Here is a 21019-nt window from a genome sequence, read left to right on the forward strand (position 1 = left end):
ACCCGGGCACGGCCGGCGACGGGTGCCCGCCCTCGCCACAGGATCAGGTGACATGTACGCCAGCACCGAGCACCTTCCCGACCCCGCCGGCACCGTCGCCGAGTACCTGTCCGAGCGGTTCGCCGGGCTCGCCCTCCCGGTCACCGCCGATGTCGGCCACCTCGGCCTGCGGGACAACCTGGCGCCGTCCGCGCCGGCACCGGCGCGGACGGCGGCGGTACCCGTGCGCGTCTACGGCCGGACCGTCTACATCGGACCGTTCGGCACCCGGCCCTGCGCGCGCTGCTTCGAGCGGCGCTGGCAGGAGCTGCGCCCGGCCGAGGAACGCCACGCGATGCACCGGGGCACCGCCGGGGGCGCCGGCGCGATCCCCCCGCTGCCCACCGCCCTGGAGCGGGTCTGGCAGGTGGTGCGCCACCTGGTCAGCAGCCCGCCGGCCGCGCCCGACGCGGCCGCCGTCTACGAGGTCGGGCTGGACTCGGCGGCGGTACGCCGGCACACCCTGCTGGCCGACTCGCTGTGCCCGGCCTGCGCCACGCCGCGGCCGGACACTCCCGCGGGGGCCGCCCTCAAGCCGGCCCCGCGCCCCAAACCGGCACCCGACCGGCACCGGCTGCGTTCCGTGGACGAATACCTCCTCGACGGCTACGTCGACCCGGCCTGCGGCGCCCTCGGCACGTCGGCCATGCGCGCCTACCAGCTCGGCGCCACCGCGCCGGTGAGCGGCCGGTTCCAGGTGCAGAGCAAGTACAACCTGCACGACGTGTGGTGGAGCGGGCACGCCGGCAGCTACGCGGCCAGCGAACGCCTCGGCATCCTGGAGGGCCTGGAGCGGTACGCCGGCCAGCAGCCCCGCGCCCGGACGGTGGACGTCTTCGACAGCTACGCGAACCTCGCCGGACAGGCGCTGGATCCCCGCGACTGCGGCGTCTACCGGCCCGAGTTCTACGCCGGCCGGGCGCACTACCGGCCGTTCGACGAGGAACTGCCGATGCACTGGGTGTGGGGCTGGTCGCTGCGCGACGAGCGGCCGCTGCTGGTCCCCGAGCAACTGGTGTACTACCTCGACCGGCGGCCCGGCCACGACAACTTCGTGCAGGAGTGCTCCAACGGCTGCGCCAGCGGCAGCTGCCCGGAGGAGGCTGTCCTGCACGGGCTGCTCGAGCTCGTCGAGCGCGACGCGTTCCTGCTCGCCTGGTTCTCGGCGCAGACCCTGCCCGAGATCGACATCCGCTCCGTCCGCAGCCCCGACGTGCAATTCATGCACGAGCGGGTCGGCCTGCTCGGCTACGACGTCCGCCTCTTCGACCTGCGGGCCGACCTGCCCGTGCCGGCGGTGCTGGCGGTCGGCGTGCGCCGGGAGCCCGGGATCGGGATGCTGTGCTTCGCGGCCGGCAGCGGGCTCGAGCCGGAGGAGGCGATCCGCGCCGCGCTGTGCGAGACGGCGTCCTACGTGGCCGGCTTCCCCGAGCGGGTCGCGGCGAGCGTGGACGACGCGCGCGCGATGGCGGCGGACTACCGCCGGGTGACCGAGCTGCCCCATCACGCCCTGCTCTACGGGCTGCCGGAGATGGCGGCGCACGCCGCCTTCCTCTTCGACGACCCGCCGCTGGCGACGGTGGACGACCTGTATGCCGGCTGGCGGCGCGACCGGCCGGTGACCGACGACCTGACCGACGACCTGCGGATGCTGGTCGACCAGGTGGTACGGCTGGGCAGCGACGTCATCGTCGTGGACCAGACCTGCCCGGAGCAGCACCGCGCGGGCGTCCACACGACCGCGGTGATCGCGCCCGGCCTCCTGCCGATCGACTTCGGCTGGGCCCGCCAGCGCGCCCCGCACCACCCCCGGCTGCTCGCCCGGCTGGCCGGGCGGTCCCCGCACCCGCACCCGCATCCGTTCCCGTGACGACCGTGCAACGCAGACGAGGTGAGCATGATGACTGTTGACACGACCGCGGACTCGGCGGCGCGGACCGTGCGCGACTACGTGCGGGCGGTCTTCACCCGGGGGCGGAACCCGATGGCACCCGCCGACTTCGCCCCCGACTGGGACGACGCCCCCTCGAAGTACAAGACCTACCCGGCCGTGCCCCGGCTGGCCGCGCCGGGCTGGACCGGCGGGCCACTCGGCACGCTGCCGGGGCTGCTCGCCGCCGGGCCGGACGTCGACGGTCCACCGTGGACGGCCGACGCGATCTCCGCGCTGGCCGGCCTCGCCTACGGCGTCCAGGACCGCCGGCTCGCCGCCAACTGGAACCAGGACCTGCACAACCGGGTGCACTACCCGGGTGCCGTCTGGGGCCGGGCGACCGCGTCCGGCGGCGGCATGTACCCCTTGGAGATCTACTGGGTGGCGGGCGCCGGCGCGGCCGTGCGGCCCGGGGTGTACCACTTCCACACCGGACACCGCGGGTGGCAGCGGCTCGCCACCGGCGACCGCGTCGACGCGGTGCGCGCCGCGTGCCTCGGCGACCCGGGCGCGGCCCGGGCCGGCCAGTTCCTCGTGGTGACCACCCGGTTCTGGAAGAACGCGTTCAAGTACCACGACTTCTGCGTGCACGTGGTGACCCAGGACCTCGGCGCGCTGCTCGGTTCCTGGCACCTCATCGCCCGCGGGCTCGGCCGGCGGCTGCGGCCCGTGCTCTGGTTCGCCGACGAGGCCGTCAACGCCGAGCTGGGCCTGGCCACCGACGAGGAGAGCGCGCTGGCCGTGGTGCCGCTGCAGGCCCCGGACGGGCCCGCGCGCACCGCACCGGATCCGGCCGGGGAGGTGGCCGCGGTCGCCTTCGAGCGGTCCCGGCGGGTGCTGCGGCTCGACCGGGTGACCGCCGTGCACCGCTCGATGCTGGTGCACGAGGAGCCGCGACCGCCCGCACCGCCGGCGCCGGCCGACATCGCGTCCACTGTGGACGGTGTGGTCCTGCCCGAGCTGCCGGCGGGGCGGTGGGAGACCGACCTGACCGTCGCGCTGCGCCGCCGCCGGTCCAGCTTCGGCCGGTTCGGGCTGCAGGACCGGCTCACCGCGGCCGATCTGGGCGGCGTGCTGGGCGCCGCCGCCACGGCCGGCGACCTGCCGGACGATCTCGGCGGGCCGCCGCGCACCGGCCTGCACGTGCTCGTGAACGAGGTCGACGGTGTCCCGGCCGGCGCGTACGCCTACGATCCGGCGGGCCGGCGCCTCCGGCAGATCCGGGTGGCGCCGATGGCCGCCACCCTGCAGCGGGCGTACTTCCTCACCAACTACAACCTCGCCCAGGCCGGCGCCGTCGTGGCCATCTCGGCCCCGCTCGACGCGGCGCTCGAGCACTACGGGCCCCGCGGCTACCGGCTGGTCAACGCCGAGGCGGGCGCGGCCGCGCAGCTGGCCTACGTCGCCGCGGCGGCGCTGGGCGTGGGCTGCGGCGCGGTGCTCGGCTTCGACAACGAGGTGATCGACGACGCGCTGGAGCTGACCGGCACCGGCCACCACAGCGTGCTGTTCCTCCTGCTCGGCCAGGACCGCGCCACCGTCGGCGCGATCGACTCCCCGGTCGCGCCGCCGGCCGGCTGAACTTTTCCGACCCCTCGCTGGAGGACCAGATGACCATCACCGCAACCCAACCGCGAGCCCCCCGGGCCCGGCTGGCCACGCCCGGCCGGTTCCTGGTCCGCGTCGGAGGCCTGCCCCTGGCGGCGGCCGAGTCGCTGGCCTTCCCGGACACCGCCGCCTGGGCCGCCCGGCTGATCGAGGCGGAGGAGGACCTGCGCGGGCGCGGCGTGCGCATCGCCGACCGGCTGGCCGTCACGATCGGGTCGCTGCCGGATCCCGCCGAGGGCCGGGCCCGGCTGATCAAGCTGCGGCGGGACGTGTTCAACGGCCGGCCGCCCCGGGACCCGGCCGCCGCGCGGGCGGTGCTCGCCGAGGCGGCCCCGGAGGTGCTGGCCGACTACGAGGACTGGCTGGCCGCCCGCGAGGCGCATGACGAGCGGCTCGCCGCCGGCCCGGCCGTGTTCGAGGCCGAGCTGCGCACCCGCCAGGCGGCGCTGCGCGCGCTCGCCACGACCGTTGAGCTGCGCCACGGCCTGCTGCTGTCGTCCCGGGTCCTCGACCGCCAGCTGCCCGGATACCTGGACCGGTCCGGCGACCGGCTGGACAAGCGGGGCCGGCGGATGGAGCGCTCGCTGGTCGAGTACGCCTACCGGGCGTCGACGAAGACGAGCCCGTTCGCCACCTTCACCACGGTCTGCGGCGGCGAGTTCGCCGGCGAAGGGGCCGGCGGGCTGCTGCGCCTGCACCGGGACGGGCCCGGCCGTCACCACCACGTCCGGCTCAACATGGCCGCCCTGGTCCGGCTGGCCGGCGTCGTGCTCGGCCGCGACGACCTGCGCGCCGAGCTGCCCGTCCGGCTCGTCACCGGGCTGCGCCCCGGCGCCGAGCGCACGTCGTACCTGCGGCGGCGGCAGGTCGCGGTGGGCGCCAGCGGCCCGGTCGAGCTGGACCTGGTCCAGGAGAACCTCTTCCACCTGCCCTCCAGCCCCGTCCTGCACGAGCTGACCGAGCTGCTCGCCGGCGGTCGGACCCGGCCGCTGCGGGAGGTCGCCGCCGCGCTGGTCGCCGCCGACCCGGACGACCGGGCGCCGCGCGACGTCGAGGAGTACCTGCACCACCTGATCCGGCTGGGGGTGCTCGTCGCGCCGTCGCTGCGGGTCGACATCCACGACCCGGACCCGCTCGCCCGGTTCCGCGCCGGCGTGCGGGCGCTCGGCCGGCCCTGGGCGGAGACGCTCGCCGACCGGCTGGACACCGTGGACGGTCACCTCGCCGCCTATCCCGGCGGCGACCTGGACGACCGGCGGCGGCTGCTCGACGCGGTCGGCGACGAGCTGGCCGCGGCCCATGCCGACCTCGACCGGCCCGAGGTGAGCCCGCCCGGCACGCTCGTCTACGAGGACGTGGCGCTGCCCGGGCGGGTGCTGGCCGATCGGGGCGCCTGGGCCGGCATGGTCGGCGACCTGGCGCGGGTCGCGACGATCCTGCCCGTCTTCGACATCTCCATCGCCCGCCGGCTCGTGACGAAGGGGTACTTCCGCGCCCGGTACGGCGCCGGCGGCCGCTGCGACGACCTGCTCACCTTCGCGCACGAGTACCGCGACGACTTCTTCGACCACTTCGTGCGCACCCAGATGCGCCGCCGCCCGTTCGACGCCGACAACCGCTACGTCCGCCAGGCCAACACCTTCCACCTGAGCGAGGTCGACGCGCTCGACGACGCGCGGGAACTGGCCGCGCGCCTGGTCAACGAGGCCTACCGGGCGTTGCCCGCCGGCGCCGAGGAGCTCGTCCTCGACGACGACTTCGTCGACCGGGTCGCCGAGCGGGTGCCCGGCACCCTCGGCCCGGTCGAGGCGCACGGGTTCTTCGTGCAGGTCGCCCGCCGACCCACCCCGCTGGCCGTGGTCAACCGGGGCTTCACCGGCCCGGCGCTCATGCTGTCCCGGTTCGAGGACTGCCTGACCGGTGCCGGCGCCGGGCTGCTGGAGCACGCGCTGACCGCGGCGCAGCCCGACGGCGTCGTCCTGGCCGAGCTCAAGGGCGGCTACGAGGCCAGCAACCTCAACCTGCACCCGGCGGTCACCCCCTACGAGCTGGTCTGCCCCGGCGACATCAGCACCCGCCCCGCGGCCCAGCAGATCCCGATCGACGACCTGGTCCTGCACGACGACCCGGACCAGGACCGCCTGGTGCTGCGCTCGGCGCGGCTCGGGGTCGAGGTCGTGCCGGTGTACCTGGGCTTCCTGCTGCCCCTGGCCCTGCCCGAGGTGCAGCAGGTGCTGCTCACGTTCTCGCCGACCGGGCTGGCCGCGATGGACCTGTGGGCCGGCACCGACGTGCCGCTGCCCGGCGAGGGCATCGTCGCCTACCCCCGCATCCGCTACCGCGACGCGGTCCTGCAGCGGCGGATGTGGAAGGCGCACCCGGCCTGCCTGCCGGCCCCGGCCGGCGACGCCGACGGCAGCGCCGTGGTGCTGGAGTGGGCGCGCTGGCGGCGCCAACACGGCCTGCCCCGGCGGGTCTTCGCCACGCTGGACGGCGCCGGCGGCCGGGTGGTCAAGGCGGCCGCCGAGACCGCGGGCGGCCCCGGGATCGGCGCCAACAAGCCGCTGTACGTCGACTTCGACAGCTACTTCTCGGTCAACCTGCTCGCCTCGGTGGCCCGCGCGGCCGGCCGCCGGCTGGTGTTCACCGAGATGCTGCCCGACCACCACGAGCAGGCCCTGACCGAGAACGGCTCGGCCCACGTCAGCGAGCTGATCCTGGCCTTCAACGCAGCACACGACGCAGCCCGGGAGGAACGATGACCGACTGGATCGGCCTGCACATCTACTACGCCAGCAACGCCGACCCGCTGCTGCTGCAGTGCGTCGCGCCGCTGGTGGCCCGGCTGCGGGAGCGCGGGCTGCTGCGGCGCTGGTTCTTCATCCGCTACTGGGTGGAGGGGCCGCACATCCGGCTGCGGCTCCTGCCCGCGAGCGAGGCCGTCGCGGCCGAGGTGCGCACGGTCGCGCAGGAGGCGATCGCGGCCTTCCTCAAGCGCCGCCCGGCGCTCTACGACGCGTCCACCGCGAACAGCGGCGACGTGTACCGCCGGCTCTACGTCGCCGAGTACGGCGAGGAGCGCTGGGAGCAGGAGTACGGCGAGTCCGGCATGCCGTTCCGCGCCAACAACTCGGTGCACGAGATGGCCTACGAGCCGGAGTACGACCGCTACGGCGGGCCGGCCGGCATCGAGCTCGCCGAGTGGAACTTCGAGGCCTCGAGCGACCTCGTGCTGCGGCTGCTGGCCACGACCAACACCCACGTCCGGTCGGTGCTGCTGGGCACGTCCGCGCAGATGAGCGCCGCGCTGTGCTTCGCGTTCCTGCGCGAGCCGCCCCGGGTCGCGGACTTCTTCACCAGCTACCGCGCCTTCTGGCAGGCGTCCTTCGGCGAGCCCGGCGACGCCATGCAGGACCGCTTCGACGCCAACTTCGCCCGGATCGGCAGCGAGCTGGGCCACCACCTGTCCCGGCTGGGCGCGGGCGCGGCCGATCCGGGGGCGGGCCGGCTGACCGCGGTCGAGCGCGGCTGGATCGACCACGCGATCGAGCTGCGGGCCGAGGTCGTGAAGCTGGCGGAGGCCGGGCAGCTGGTGTTCCGCCGCGGGCCCGACGCCGAGCCGACCGTGGTCCACGACCTCGACGTCGCGTTCACCGTGCTGCTCAGCTCGTACGTCCACATGACCAACAACCGGCTGGGCGCCAGCATCCTGGACGAGACCTACCTGTCCTATCTGATGACCCTGGCCCTGCGGCCCGTCGAGGCGGAGGTGGCGGCGTGACCGAGGCGACCGTCACCGAGGCGGTTCCCGAAGCGGGCGACTGGGACCAGCGGCTGCGGCCGGACATCGTGCTGGGCGCGCCGCTGCGGCAGGGCGACACGGTCGTGCACTACCTGAAGGACCCGCGCACCGGCTGGTACTACCGCCTCGGCAGCCGGGAGTTCTTCCTCGCCTCCCGGCTCGACGGGCGGCACAGCCGCGAGGAGATCGAGCAGGCCTACGCCGACCGGTTCGGCCGCCGGCTCACCCCGGCGCACTGGGACAGCCTGTTCCAGCTGCTGCGGACCCGGCAGCTGCTCACCGGCGGCGCGGAGGCCGGGCTCGACGAGCTCAAGGCCAAGGCGCAGCGGGAGCGCCGGTCGGGCCGGTGGCGCCTGCTCTACGCCCGCATCCCGCTGGTCGACCCGGACCCGTTCCTGCGGTGGCTGGCCGCGCGCGCCGGCGCGATCTACTCGCCGTGGTTCGTCCTGCCGGCGTTGCTGGCCGCGGCCCTCGCGGTCGGGATCGGCCTGGCCGACCTGCCGGCGCTGTACGCCGCGTCCCGGATGAACGTGGGGCACCCCCTGGCGATCGTCTCGTTCACGACCACCTGGCTGGTCGTCGCGCTGCACGAGGCGGCGCACGGGCTGACCAGCCGGCGGTTCGGGGGAGCGGTCACCGAGATGGGCCTGATGTGGCGGTTCCCGCTCATCACGCCGTACTGCAAAACCGACGACGTGGTGCTGTTCGCCAAGCGCCGCCACCGGGTCTACACCGCCTTCGCCGGCGTGTTCGTCAACCTCCTCGCGCTGGTGCCCTTCGCCGCCGCCTGGAAGCTGAGCACCCCCGGCACGCACGGGCACGCCCTCGCCGGCTCGCTGCTGCTGTACGGCATGCTGACGGCCGGCCTCAACCTGCTGCCGCTGCTGCGGCTGGACGGCTACTTCATGCTCAACCACGCGATCGGCATGGCCGACCTGCGCCGCGAGGCCTACCGCTTCTGGGGCGCCGTGCTGCGCCAGCGCGGCGTCGGTGCCTACCGCCGCGCGGACCGGTGGGCCTACGGCGTCTACGGGCTGGCCATGTTCGCACTGTTCGGCGCGATGCTGTGCGGCATCGTCGGGGTGTGGTACTGGAGCCTCAACCGCTGGATCGGCCCGGTCGGCGCGGTGGCGCTGCTGAGCACCGAGGCGGTCCTGGTCGCGGCGCTGATCGTGTTCCTCAACCGGCGCCGGGCCCGCAAGCGGGCGCTGCGCGAATCCGGCGAGGCCGGCGACGAGACCCGTCGCCGGCCCTAGCGCCTTACCGCGCCCGGCGGCCGGGCAGCAGCCGGCGCAGCACGCCCTTCGTCGCCGCGCCGGCGCGGTAGGACTGCGCCAGGTACGAGCCGCAGACGATGTTGGCGCCGGCCAGCACGGGCACCGCGACCTGCGTCACCCGCTGGCGGCGCTGCCACTTCGCGATCTCCGGTGGCGTTGCCGGGGTCGGCGCGGTGGCGTCCTGCACCTCGATGCGGTCGCCCCGCGCGGCGGCCTGCTCGGCGGCCTTGCCGATCCGCATGCCGCAGTACGCGGCGTACGCCGTGGCGGCGGCGCCGAGGACGGTGATGCCGGCCTTCGCCGCCCCGACCGGGGCGAAGCCCTTCTGCAAGGCCAGCCGCCGGCCGCTCGTGCGGGTCAGCTGCAGCCCGGCCAGCGTGGTGGCGGCGACGCCGGCCCACTGCAGGGGGCTGAAGCGAACCCAGGCCGACTCGGCCACCCTGATCCGGTCGATGCCCTGCTCCAGGTCGCTGCCGGACTTGTTCACGCCGGTCACCCCCATGACCGTGCCGCCGAACCACAGCGCCGAACCCACGTCGTGCACGGCCTGGGCGATCGCGTGGTTGTCCGACTCCAACGTCTGCAACATATGTCCCCCGATAGAGAAAGAGCGGTGCGTCCGATGGCGGTCCCGCTTCCCCGGCCGAGCGGAACCAAACGAGCGGCGACGTCCGGCCAACGGCCCGGCGCGACGGCCGGGCCGGTGTTTGCCCCGGAGCCAACCGGGTAGACCCGTCCGGCCCGGACGCATGTCTTCGTGATCATGCGCGGTACCGCGTCCGCACCACGGGTTTGCCACGATCCCGGAGACTTCCGGTCGCTCCGCCGGGGCATTCGCCTCAGGTCGGCGCCGCGGCTGCCGACTGGAGGCGGTGAGACAGCCGTGGCCGGGTGCGCGGGCCGTCGTCGCGCACCCTCCGCGGCGGGGACGCGGAGGTGGCGATGGTCGGCGGGTCGGCTCGGGCCTCGGCGGTCGCCCGGGGCGCGGTGCATGTCGCCGGCCTGGAGGTCCTGGGCGAGATCGGGCGGGGGGCCCACGCGGTCGTCTACCGCGCCCGCCGCGACGGCGCCGACTATGCGCTGAAGGTCCTGCGCGGCGACGTCGGCGAGCACGAGGAGGTGTCGCGGGCGATCCGGCGCGAGGCCGGCCTGCTGGCCTGCGTGTCGCATCCGTGCGTCGGCCGGGTGTACGAGGTCGGTACCGCCGGCGGCCGGCCGTACCTGGTCCTGGAGCTGCTGCACGGGCGCCCGCTCGCCGATGTCCTCGACGCCGGTCCGCTGCCGGTGCCGCACGCGATCCGGCTGGCCGCCGATCTGGCGGGGGCGCTGGCGGCGGCGCACCGGGTCGGGGTCGTGCACCGTGACGTCACGCCGCAGAACGTGATGGTGGACTCGGGCGGCCGGCCGATGCTGGTCGACTTCGGGCTCGCCGTGCACACCTACCGGGCGGCCGGGGACGAGACGGCGGGCACGTTCGCATACGCCGCGCCGGAGCAGACCGCCATGCTCGCCCGGACCGTCGACGGGCGCGCCGACCTGTACGCGCTCGGCGTGGTGCTCTTCGAGTGCCTGACCGGCCGCCGCCCGTTCGAGGCGCCCGACGTGGGGGAGCTGATCCGGCTGCACGCGGTCGCGCCGCCGCCGGACGTGCCGGCGCTGCGGCCCGAGGTACCGCCCGAGCTGGCCGCCATCGTCGGCCGGCTGCTGGCGAAGGACCCCGACGACCGGTACCAGGACGGGGAAGCCCTCGCCAAGGATCTGCGGGCGCTGCTCGGCGCGCGGTACGCGCTGTCCGCCGGCTCCGCCGTCACGGCCGGCCCCGCGCGCCGCCCGCTCGTCGGACGGCAGGCCGAGCTGGCCCGGCTGGAGGCGCTGTGGCATCAGGCCCGGCTGGGCAGCGGCACCGCCGTCCGGCTGGTCGGCCCGTCCGGCATCGGCAAGACCCGCCTCGCCGACGAACTGGCCGACCGGGTCCGCGGCGGCGGCCGGACCGTGCTGGAGCTGCCGTGCACGCCCGGGGCGCCGCCGCTGGCCCCGATCCGCACGGCGCTCGAGCGGCACGTCCGGGGCCTGGACCGGCTGCCGGCGGCCGAGCGCGACGACGCGATCCGCCGGCTGCGGACGGCGGCCGGGACCTCGGCCGCGGTCCTGCAGCTGCTGTCGCCGGCGCTGGCCGACGTCCTGCACGCGCCGCGGCTCACCGACGAGGACCGCCAGGAGCAGCTCGGCACGGCCGTCACCGCGTTCCTCGGCGACCTCGCCCGGGCCGAGGGCGGCCTGCTGCTCTACGTCGACGACGCCCAGTGGCTCGACGGCGGCAGCGCCCGCGTGCTGCGCGAGCTGGCGTCCGCGCCGCGCGGTGCTCCGCTGCTGCTGCTCACCACCGAGCCGGACGACCCGGCCGCCTCCGCCCACGACACCCGCATCCGGCTGCGACCGCTGGCCGAGTCACAGGTCGTGGAGCTGGCCTCCACCCAGCTCGGCGGCACCCCGGTCGCGGCCCGGCTCGGCACGCAGCTGACGAACCGCAGCGAGGGCAACCCGTTCGCGGTCCTGGAGTACCTCCGCGCCATGCTCGACGCGTGTGTCATCCGCCCGGCGTGGGGCAGCTGGCTGCTCGACGAGCGGGCGCTCGATCGCCTCGCCCTGCCCGCGGACGTGCTGGACCTGATCGTCGGCCGGGTCGGCGCGCTGCCCGCCGCGAGCCGCCGGCTGCTGGTCGCCGCCGCCGTGATCGGCGCCCCGTTCCGGCCCGGACTGCTCGCCGAGGCCGGCGGCGTCGGGCCGGCCGAGGCGGTGAGCGCGGTCGAGGACGCCGTGTCCCGCGGCATTCTCGAGCGTGACGGCGGCACCTACGCGTTCCTCCACGTCCGGGTCAGCGACGCGATTCTCGCCGACCGGGACGCGGCGGAGATCCGCGCCCTGCATCAGCGCGTCGCCACGGCGCTGGACGGCGCCGGGCCCGTGGAACCGGACCAGTGGTACGTGATCGCCGCGCACTACGCCCGGGGCGACCGCGACGAGCGGCCCGACCGGATGTACCGGGCCTGCCTCGCCGCGGCGCGCACGGCGATGGCCGAGCAGGCGCCGGCCCGGGCCCTGGAGTATCTCGACCTGGCCGCCGACGCGGCGCAGCGCGGCGACGTCATGCTGGACAGCGCATACCACCGGGCGGTCGGCCTGGCCCGGCTGCGCACCGGCGGGCTGGCCGCGGCCCGGGAGAGCCTCGCGACCGCGGCCTCGATCGAGCCGGACCCATTCCGCCGGGCCGAGATCCTCGGCCTCGTCGCCGAGGCCCAGCAGCACGACTTCGCGGCCAACGACTCGGTCGAGACGGTCCGCCAGGCGCTCGCCGAGGCCGGCCACCGCCTGCCCGCCAACCGCCTGCTGCTGCTCGGATCGACGCTGTGGTTCGTGCTCCTGGGCATCGTCGGCCGGCGCCGCGGGATCGCGAGCGGGCCGGATCTCGACCGCTTCCGCACGCAGGCGGCACTGTTCGACATCGGCTCGCTCGGCGCCGGCGTGGCCATGCGGCCGCTGCTGTCCCTGTGCCTGCTGCTGCGTTCCGGGTACGTGGTGAACCGGGTCGGTCCCGGGCCGCAATACGTCCGGCTGCAGACCGGATACGGCATGGTCGCCGGTTACGGCGGAGCCCGCCGGCGGGCGCGGCGATGCTTCGCCCGGGCCGCCGCGAGCGCCGAGCTCACCGGCGATCCCGGGCTGCGGGCATACGTGGCGTGGGCCGAGGCCATGGCCACCGACGGGATCCGCCGGATCGGGCCGTCCTCCGGCGCCGCGCTCCGCTCGGTGCTGCAGGAGCACGGGCGCTGGCTGGAGCTGGGGCACTACCAGTTCGCCGTGTCGGCCCTCGGTGCGATTCTCATGTTCCGGGGGTACGCGCACGAGGCGTCGCACTGGTACGAGCGCGCCCGGGCCCGGATGGACGCCGCCGTGGCGACGCCGCGCAATCCGGTGGCGACGCTCGGCGTGCTGGTCGCGGCGTGCGCCGGCAACCGGGCGCTGCTCGAGCGGCGGCTCGCCGAGATGCGCGACACGGTCGAGCAGGAGCGCGACGACCCGTCGCAGCGGCTCAACCTGGTGGTGGCGGCCGCGCACACGGCGGCGCACTACGGCGACGAGGGCCATGACATCCGGTCCGTCGTCGCGCAGGTCCGGCGGCTGCGCCTCACGCCGCGCAAGGTCTGGGTCATCCAGCGCCAGCTCTGGCTGGAACTGGCCCGCGGCCTGCTCGCGTCGCTGCGCTCGGCGGAGCCCGGGGACCGGCCGGCCCTGGCCCGCTCGGCCCGGTGGGCGTTGCGGACCCTCCGCCGGGCCAGGGGCGGCCCGGCATTGCGCGCCTACCACCACGTCGTCTGCGCGGAGTACCTCCGGCTCACCGGCGCTCCCCGCCGCGCCCTGCGCCGTCTGGCCCGCGCCGAGCTGCTCGGGCAAACGCTCGACCTGCCGCTGCTGAGCTGCGAGGCGGCGACGATCCGGGCGCGGGTCCTCAACGGCCTCGGTCATCGGGCCGAGGCCGACCGCCAGGCCGGGCAGGCGCTGCGCCTGGCCACCCAGCTGGGCCTGGAACACCGGGCCCGGGCCCTGCGGGCCGAGTTCCGCATCGCCGAGACCGGCAGTCCCGCCCATGCCGCCCGGACCGCCGGGGCCGGCCGGACCAGCTCGCCGGTCGCCGGCCCGGCCGCCCGGCGGCTGGCGGCGGTCCAGCAGATCAGCGTCGCGGCCGCGACCGTCCTCGACGTGGACCAGCTCGCCCGGGTCGCGCTGGACGAGACCATCGGCATCTTCGCCGCGGAACGGGCGATCCTGTTCGTGCCCGACCCCGCCACCGGCCGCCTCGTTCCCCACCTCGGCCGGGGCCCGCGGCGCACCGACCTCGACGAGCTGACCAGCTACGGCTCGACCTTCGTCGAGCAGGTGCGGCAGAGCGGCGAGGCGGTCGTGGTCACCAGCGGCGAGCACGGCGTGGCGCTCGGCTCGCACAGCGTCGTCACCCACGGCCTGCGCAGCGTCATGGTCGCGCCGCTGCAGCTGCAGGGGGAGCTCCTCGGCGCCGTGTACCTCGACAGCCGCGTGGCGAAGGGCGTGTTCACCGCCGACGACGTCGACATCCTCACCACCATCACCAACCAGATCGCGGCGTCGATGGTGACCGCGCAGGCGGCCCAGCTGGAGCTGACCGTCCGCACGGCCGAGCGCCGCAGCGAGCTGGCCGACATCATGCGGACCTCGATGGCCGAGGTCAGCGAGACGCTGGACCCGCAGGCGGTGACCGCCAGGCTGCTCGCCACCCTGGTCCGGACGATCGGCGCGGATCTCGGCGTCGTGCTGCACGACGACGGCACCTGCACGAGCACCGCCACGCCCGGCGCGCGGCCGGTCGCCGACCCCGCGGCGCTGGACCTGCTCGACCTGTTCGACTCTCCGGGTCACGGCGCGGTCGAGACGCCGGACGCGCCCGTCGTGGCGCTGCTGCCGGCGGCGCGCGCCTGGCTGGCGATCCCGCTGGCGGGCCGGCAGCACCGCGTCGGGCTGCTCCTGCTGCTCTCCGCCGGCGAGCCCTACGACGACGGGCGGCTGCGCGTCGCGGTCGCCCTCGCCGAACAGGGCATGGTCGCCCACGACAACGCGCTGCTGTACCGCCAGGTCCGGCGGCTGGCGAGCACCGATCCGCTGACCGGGCTGTACAACCGCCGGACGTTCTTCGAGCTCAGCGACGAGCTGTTCGCCGCGGCCGGCGACGATGAGCCCAGCGCGGCCGTGATGCTCGACATCGACCACTTCAAACGCGTCAACGACACCCACGGCCACGCCGCCGGCGACGACGTCATCCGCGAGGTCGCCGCCCGGCTGCGCCGCGCGCTCCGCCACGGCGACGTGCTCGGCCGGCACGGCGGCGAGGAGTTCGCGCTGTGGCTGCCGCGGACGACCGCCGCCGAAACGGCGGAGGTCGCCGAACGACTCCGGCACCTCGTCACGGCGACGCCCGTCGCGACGCGCGCCGGTCCGCTGCGCGTGACCATGAGCGCGGGCTGCACCCAACGGCACGCCGCCGACCGCAACGTCGAGGACACGCTCGCCCGCGCCGACAAGGCGCTCTACGAGGCGAAGCAGAACGGCCGGGACCGCGTTGCCACCCGATGACCGCGGCGCGACAGCGGCTCACGACGCCGCCCTGTGCTTGCCGATGAGGCCGAGGGCCCTCCACGGGCGGAGGGCGGGTGCGTCGCTGGCGTGCGGTCGGTACAGTTCGAGTATCGAACCCGGTCAGCACGAGATCCACACCAACGACGGCCGCCGACTGCTCGTTGCCGTCTCGAGCGCGGAAACCGGCATTCCCGTGTTCCTGCTGCACGGCACGCCCGGCAGTCGTTCCGGCCCCCGGCCGCGCTCCGACAAGCTCTATATGCTCGGGATCCGGCTCATCTCCTACGATCGTCCCGGCTACGGCGGATCGTCGCGTCATCCGGGGCGCAGCGTCGCGGACGCGGCCGACGACGTCCGGGCGATCGCCGACGCGCTTGGGCTCGACCGGTTCGCGGTCGTCGGACGATCCGGCGGGGCTCCGCACGCGCTGGCGTGCGCCGCGCGGATGCCGGACCGGGTCACCCGCACCGCCGCGCTGGTCGGCCTCGCGCCCGCCAACGCCGAGGGGCTGGACTGGTATGACGGGATGACCGACGGCAATGTGCAGGAGTACACCACCGCGGAGGCCGATCTCGTCGCGCTGACCGAGCAACTGCACGAGCGGGCGCGCCGCACGGCGGACGACCCGGATTGGTTTCTCGACTTCCTGCGCGACCAGATGACCGAGGCGGACAAGCGCGTGGTCCGCGGGCTGCCGATCCGGCGCCAGCTGCTGCACTCCTACCGTGAGGCGCTGCGGTGCGGGCCGTATGGCTGGGTCGACGACGTGCTCGCCTTCGGCAAGGACTGGGGCTTCGACTTCGCCGACATCACCGGGCCGGTCCTGCTCTGGCACGGGGCCGAGGACAACTTCTCGCCGGCCGGCCACACCCGCTGGCTCGCCCGGCAGATTCCGCATGCCGAGGTCCGGGTGCAACTGCGCACGGCCCACTTCGGCGCGCTGGAAGTGCTGCCGGAGATCCTGTCCTGGCTGGCCAGCGGCCCGGTGCACTCCGGCGACGGGCCGCGCCGGAGTGCGGGGGACCGCCGTCCCTGACGGGTCAGTAGGGATGCGGGTCGATGATCCGGTGCACGAGCTGGCCATCCCGCAGCGTGTTCACGGTCGGGTGCTCGTCGCCGATTCGCTCGCCCAGCTCGGCGATACGCGCGTCGAGGTCGGCCCGCTGCTCCAGCAGGGCGAGGTTGGCCCGGCACCGAAGCGTGTTGGGGTGCTCCGGCCCGAGGACGTCGTGCATGCGGCCGGCGAGGTCGGTCAGCTCCGCGATGGCGGTGGACCGGCCGTCGAGGGTTTCGGCGATGCAGACGGCCCAGTTCATCCGGGCCGACAGCGTGTACGGATGATCGTCCTTGAGCTGCCGGTCCAGCCCGTCGGCGGCCTGCCGCGCCAGCCGGACCGCCCGCTCGTGGTCGCCCTCCGCCCGGGCCAGCAGCGCGAGGTTGCCGACGCAGACGATGGTGTGCGGATGCTCGGCGCCGAGGTTGTCCTCGTAGGCCGCGTGCACCGCGTGCAGTTTGACGCCCGACTCCGAGTGCCGGCCCAGCGAGAGCAGCGTCATGGCGAGGCTCAACTGGCTGCTCAGCGCGTCCGGGTTGGTCTCGCCGAGGTCGTTGGACAGTTGTGTGGCGGCCGTTTCGAGCAGTTCGGCCGCCTCCTCGGCGTGGCCGTGGCTGTGCAGGGACACCGCGAGATTGGTCTGGCACAGCAGTGTGTTGCGGGTGTCGTCGGCCCGCATCGTCTTGTACTGGTTGAGCACGGTCTTGAGCCACTCCACCGCCTGCTCGTAGTCGCCGGCGTCGCGGATGTCCCGGCCCAGATTGGTCGCCGAGTACAGCGTGTACGGGTGGGTCTCGCCGAGGATCGACTTGCGGGAGTTGTACACCGTGTCGTCCCGCTTCCGGGCTTCCCGGAAATCGCCCATCAGGCGGTAGGAGATGGCGAGGTTGTTCAGCGCCACGAGGGAGCGTGGATGATCCTCGCCGAAGTCCTCGGACCAGACCGTGTGGGTCTCCTCGTCGGCGCGCAGGGCCTCGCCGTAGCGGCCCAGCCCGCGCAGGTCGCGGGCCAGGCCGCCGGCCGTCATCAAGGTGTGCGGGTGGCGCGGCCCGAGCAGCTCGCGCTGCGCCTCGAGCACGACGCTGTCCAGCTCCAGCGAGTCGGCGAAGTTGCCCTGTGAGCCGAGGATGTTGGCGAGGTTGAACCGCAGGTGCAGCAGTTGCCGCCGCAGTGTCCGGTGCGCCTCCGGGTCGGTGGTCTCCGCCAGCATCCCGGACCAGGTCGCGTCGAGCTGCTCCGCGTTGCGGCGGGCGCCCTCGAGGTCGAAGCGCAGCCAGTCGAATCGCACGCGGTCGATCATCAGCGCGCGGACGGATTCGTCGTCGCTGGTCGCCGCCTTGGTGACCTCGAGGTGGGGCCAGAGCATGCGGTACTGCGGCCAGGCGTCCGGATCGTCCACCTCCTGGTTGCGCGGGCGGGCGTCGGCGAGCACCCGGTGCACCTGGCGGCGGGTCAGCTGCAGTTCCTCCTCACTCATCCGGCTGCGCACGGCGTGCTGCAGCAGGCGGTGCACGAACACGATGCCGGGGCGTTCGCGGCTGCCGGGCTCGCCGCGCAGGTCGATGCGCAGCAGCGCCAGGCGGTGGACCTGCTGCACCAGCGAGGCCCGGAACATGTAGTCCGAGACGTTCGGGTTGAACGGGTGCAGCGCCGCCGCGAACGAGTCGCTGTACACGAGGTCGAGGGCGATCTCCGGCGCGAAGACCGAGCACAGCTGCAGCAGCCGGTACGCCGCCGGGGAACGCTCGTGGAGCCGCCGCAACGAGAGGTCCCAGGTCGCTTCGATCGGGGTGTCGGACTGCGGCTCGAGCAGAGCCCGCGGGCCGGATCGGGCGATGTACTTCAGGTAGTCGTTGACGGAGTTGCCGGTGTCGGCGAGCCAGGCCGCCGCGGCGGCCACCGCGATCGGCAGGTCGCCCAGTTGCTCGGCGATCCGGTCGGCGTCCTCGTCGGACATGGCCGGCACCCGGTGCTGGATGTGTTCCCGGCTTTCCCGGCGGGTGAACACGTTGACCGGCAGCAGCTTCACGCGCTCGCCCCAGGTCGACACCCGCGACGTGATGATCACATGACCGGCACCGGTCGGCAGGTAGTCCTCGATTCCCGGGGCGTCCTCGGCGTTGTCGAACACGACGAGCCAGCGCTTTTCGGTGTGCTGGAGTTCCTGCAGTACCGCGCGGGCGTACTCCTGCACGGTCGAGCGCGACGGCACGCCGAGCAGGCTACCGAGGTCGGCGAGCTCGCTCTCGATCGTGTTCGCCTGCTCGACGTTCAGCCAGAACACGATGTCGTAGGCGGCCCGGAAGCGGTACGCGTATTCGATCGCCAGCTGCGTCTTGCCGATGCCGCCCATGCCCTGCAGCGCGACCGGCTCGCCGCCGCCCAGCACGACCGCGGTGCCGGCCCGCAGCTGGTCGCGCAGCTGGTGGAGGTCCTGCTCGCGGCCGGTGAAGCGGATGTTGCGCCCGGGCACGCTGAAGACGAGGTTTTCCCGGCCCGGATAGCGCGGGCCGCCCGCCACCTCCGGTTCCACCCCGTCCGCGTTCGCCCCGATCAACCGCAGGAGCCGCTGGGCCGCGACCGCGGCGGTCTGCGCGCCGAGCACGGTGGCGGTGTTGGCCTGCGGGATGCCCGGCAGCCGGCGCACGTCGGCGACGTAGAACACGAGCGGCGCCCAGTCCGCGGCCCGGTCCGACGACGCGGCCTCGCGCTCGACGTTGTACGGCGAGACGATCATCAGTGTCCGGGAGAACTCGCCCGGCGCCGGGTCCGCCTCCCACTGGTCGATGACCTGGACGTCGGCCTTCCCGAGCACGTGGGCGATCCACTCGGCCCAGACCCGGTCCTGGTTGGCGTAGCGCAGCACGATCTCGCGCTCGGCCACGGCGGCATGGCGGACGTACCGGGCCCGGACCTGCTGGCGGGTGACCTCGTCCATCGGGGGCAGGCTGGTCACCGCCGAGTCGGTGATCTGCGTCGTGAGCGCCTCGTAGGCCGACAGCAGCGAGGTGCGCACGCCGGGCTCGTCGCCGAAGACCGCCAGGACCTCCTCGTAGGCGTAGAACGCCCGGTACGGGATCTCGACCTTCTTCCAGTACTCGCCACGGGCCTCCCGGTCGAACCCGGCCGGCAGTCCGGCGAAGCGTTGTACGGCGACCTTCCGCCCGGCGTCGGCTTTCTCCTGCTCCGACGGATCGACGCGCATCGGCACCGGCAGGACCCGGATCTGCCGGTGCTGCCGGTAGCGCTGGTCGACCAGCCGCGCGACGTGGGCCGCGCCGTCGATGCCCTGGTCGTTGAGGGTGAAGCAGGTGACCAGGGTGTCGGGCAGGTGGATCGTGCAGATGTCGGCGACGTCGCTGAAGCCGGTCCGGCTGTCGATCAGCGTGTAGTCGTAGTGGCGCTTCATGTCGGCACGCAGGGCGTCGAGGAACAGCCCGCCGCGCTGGCGCTCGTAGAACGCGTCCCAGTCCATCGCCGCGAGGTTGGTGGAGTAGTCGTTGTTCTGCTGACCGGCGGAGAGGAAGTCCAGCGTGCCGCCGTCGGGGAAGTGCGGCCAGCGCAGCGAGAACGAGTACTTGCGGACCCGGGCGTACTCCTCGTACCAACGTTCGTCGTCGCCCCGCTGTCGTGTGGTGGCCCACTCGTACTCGCGGATCAGCTCGATGACACCCTCGGTCGTGTCCAGCGCGGCATGGTCGATGAACGGGGCGAAGTACCGCGCCAGCCCGGGCGACTCGAGATCCCAGTCGACCATGAGCACACGCTTGCCGTTGGCGGCCAGAATCCACGCGACGTTGGCGAGGGCCATCGTCCGGCCTGTCCCGCCTTTGTACGAGTAGAAGGTGACGACCTTCCCGTTGCGCTGGTCACTCATCGTGCGCTCCCGTTATCGGGTGGATGCGGGCCGAGGCGGCCGAGCCGGGGGCGGCGGCCGGGCGGGCCGGCGGGTGCGTAGCTCGGGCCGTCTTTCATGTATTCGCGCCGCATGCGGTTGACGACCTCGGGCATGTCGCTGCGCCAGTCCGCCACGGTGGTGAAGCGCACGAACCGGCGAGTGCCGCGCAGGCGGCGCTCCAGCTCGCCGAGGTAGCGCGCGCCGTGCGGCTCGAACTGCGGGTCGTGCTCGTCGGCGACGGCGGCGACGGTCACCCAGGAGTACTCGTGGCGGCCCATCCACTGCTGCATCCACTGGACCTGCCGTCTGCCGTTGTCGGTGGCGAGGCTCCACGGGTCGACGAGGATGATCCCGGGAAAGTCGCTGAACAGCGTGTCGTCGGTGACGTAGCCGATGATGTCCACGGGCAGCCGGATCCGCGCGGCCTCGGCGGCGACGGCGTCGGCGACCGGGTTCATGCCCTCGAACGGCTGCCAATGCTCGGCCCGCGGGCCGTAGCCGGCGCCCGACCCGCGGCCGTTCGGCCCGGGCAGCTCCCCGCTGGTCGGCGCGAGGACCGCCACCGTGAACGGCGCGGTCGGCCACGCCCACACGCGCTGCGGCTCCACCAGGTCGACCGCTGTCGCCAGCGCGACCGGGGAGTCGCCGGCGATCCGGATGATCTCCCGGGCCAGCCGCTCCAGGACCTGCGTGTACTGCTCCCGGAAGGTCGCGAGCCGGCACAGGACGCTCAGCCCGTTGGCCACATACTCCGGGATGTCCTCGGCAAGGTGGCGGGCGCGGCTGAGGTCCACCCGGAAATCGTCGATCCCCGGGGGCGGCGCCCAGAGCACGTGCAGGATGTGGGCCTGCGCGACCGCGGGCGAGTCGGCCTTGGCGAGCCGGCGATGGAAGGTCGCGCGCTCGCTGTTGGCCTCCCGGCTGGTGAGGTACTGCTCGGAGTAGAGCGCCACGAGGACGTCCGCGGAGGCCAGCGCCGCCCGGATCTCCTGCTGCCGGTCCGTGCCGGGCGGGAGGGCGACGTCGGCGAACCCGATGTGCGCCCGGTCGAGCCCGGTCAACTCGTGGATCTTCGTCACCAGGTCGTCGAACACCTGGCGCACCCAATGGCTGGGCACGAACGTCGCCTCGTCGACGCGCGGTCGGGCGTAGTTGAGGAAGAACAACCGGCGGATCGGCTCTTCGGCGTCGTGGGCCATCGGCCGGCTCATGGGGAGTTCCCGGCAGTCACCTGCGGCTCTCC

Annotated in this window: 10 protein-coding genes; 7 read left to right on the forward strand and 3 right to left on the reverse strand. The window is 74.2% G+C overall.

The features are described 5' to 3' along the window. The first annotated feature begins 52 nt into the window (after positions 1 to 52). From ACQPXD_RS11620 to ACQPXD_RS11640, 5 genes are read left to right on the forward strand one after another with little or no spacing between them, the layout of a single operon-like run. Complete coding sequence (locus ACQPXD_RS11620) at positions 53 to 1909, forward strand: TOMM precursor leader peptide-binding protein (RefSeq protein WP_432837573.1); 1857 nt, start codon at positions 53 to 55, stop codon at positions 1907 to 1909. Between the two features lie 27 nt (positions 1910 to 1936). Further along, the gene (locus tag ACQPXD_RS11625) at positions 1937 to 3553 is read left to right on the forward strand and encodes a nitroreductase family protein (RefSeq protein ID WP_432837575.1); all 1617 of its coding nucleotides are present in this window, start codon (positions 1937 to 1939) and stop codon (positions 3551 to 3553) included. A gap of 29 nt (positions 3554 to 3582) precedes the next feature. Next, on the forward strand, positions 3583 to 6342 hold the full coding sequence (locus ACQPXD_RS11630; protein WP_432837577.1) for a lantibiotic dehydratase: 2760 nt from the start codon (positions 3583 to 3585) through the stop codon (positions 6340 to 6342). Further along, entirely contained in the window at positions 6339 to 7361 is a 1023-nt protein-coding gene (locus tag ACQPXD_RS11635; RefSeq protein WP_432837579.1) for a thiopeptide-type bacteriocin biosynthesis protein, read from the forward strand. The genes ACQPXD_RS11630 and ACQPXD_RS11635 overlap by 4 nt, the downstream gene beginning before the upstream one ends. Then, on the forward strand, positions 7358 to 8638 hold the full coding sequence (locus tag ACQPXD_RS11640; protein ID WP_432837581.1) for a hypothetical protein: 1281 nt from the start codon (positions 7358 to 7360) through the stop codon (positions 8636 to 8638). The genes ACQPXD_RS11635 and ACQPXD_RS11640 overlap by 4 nt, the downstream gene beginning before the upstream one ends. 4 nt (positions 8639 to 8642) lie before the next feature. Here ACQPXD_RS11640 and ACQPXD_RS11645 read toward each other — a convergent pair whose 3' ends face one another. Then, complete coding sequence (locus tag ACQPXD_RS11645) at positions 8643 to 9248, reverse strand: hypothetical protein (protein ID WP_432837583.1); 606 nt, start codon at positions 9246 to 9248, stop codon at positions 8643 to 8645. 353 nt (positions 9249 to 9601) lie between these two features. On the opposite strand from ACQPXD_RS11645, the gene ACQPXD_RS11650 reads away from it, so the two are divergent. Together ACQPXD_RS11650 and ACQPXD_RS11655 are read left to right on the forward strand one after the other, a co-directional pair. Beyond that, a complete protein-coding gene (locus tag ACQPXD_RS11650; protein WP_432837585.1) occupies positions 9602 to 14821 on the forward strand; it encodes a diguanylate cyclase in 5220 nt (1739 codons plus the stop codon). A 157-nt stretch (positions 14822 to 14978) separates the two neighbouring features. Then, positions 14979 to 15860: an alpha/beta fold hydrolase gene (locus ACQPXD_RS11655; RefSeq protein WP_432843810.1), complete on the forward strand. Its 882-nt coding sequence runs from the start codon at positions 14979 to 14981 to the stop codon at positions 15858 to 15860. A 4-nt stretch (positions 15861 to 15864) separates the two neighbouring features. Here ACQPXD_RS11655 and fxsT read toward each other — a convergent pair whose 3' ends face one another. Together fxsT and ACQPXD_RS11665 are read right to left on the reverse strand one after the other, a co-directional pair. Continuing rightward, a complete protein-coding gene (fxsT, locus tag ACQPXD_RS11660; RefSeq protein WP_432837587.1) occupies positions 15865 to 19755 on the reverse strand; it encodes an FxSxx-COOH system tetratricopeptide repeat protein in 3891 nt (1296 codons plus the stop codon). Next, the gene (locus ACQPXD_RS11665) at positions 19752 to 20987 is read right to left on the reverse strand and encodes a TIR domain-containing protein (RefSeq protein WP_432837589.1); all 1236 of its coding nucleotides are present in this window, start codon (positions 20985 to 20987) and stop codon (positions 19752 to 19754) included. Before ACQPXD_RS11665 ends, fxsT begins: the two co-directional genes overlap by 4 nt. Positions 20988 to 21019 lie beyond the last annotated feature (32 nt).

The sequence above is a fragment of the Dactylosporangium sp. CA-092794 genome (assembly GCF_050948465.1).
Taxonomy (GTDB): Bacteria; Actinomycetota; Actinomycetes; order Mycobacteriales; family Micromonosporaceae; genus Dactylosporangium.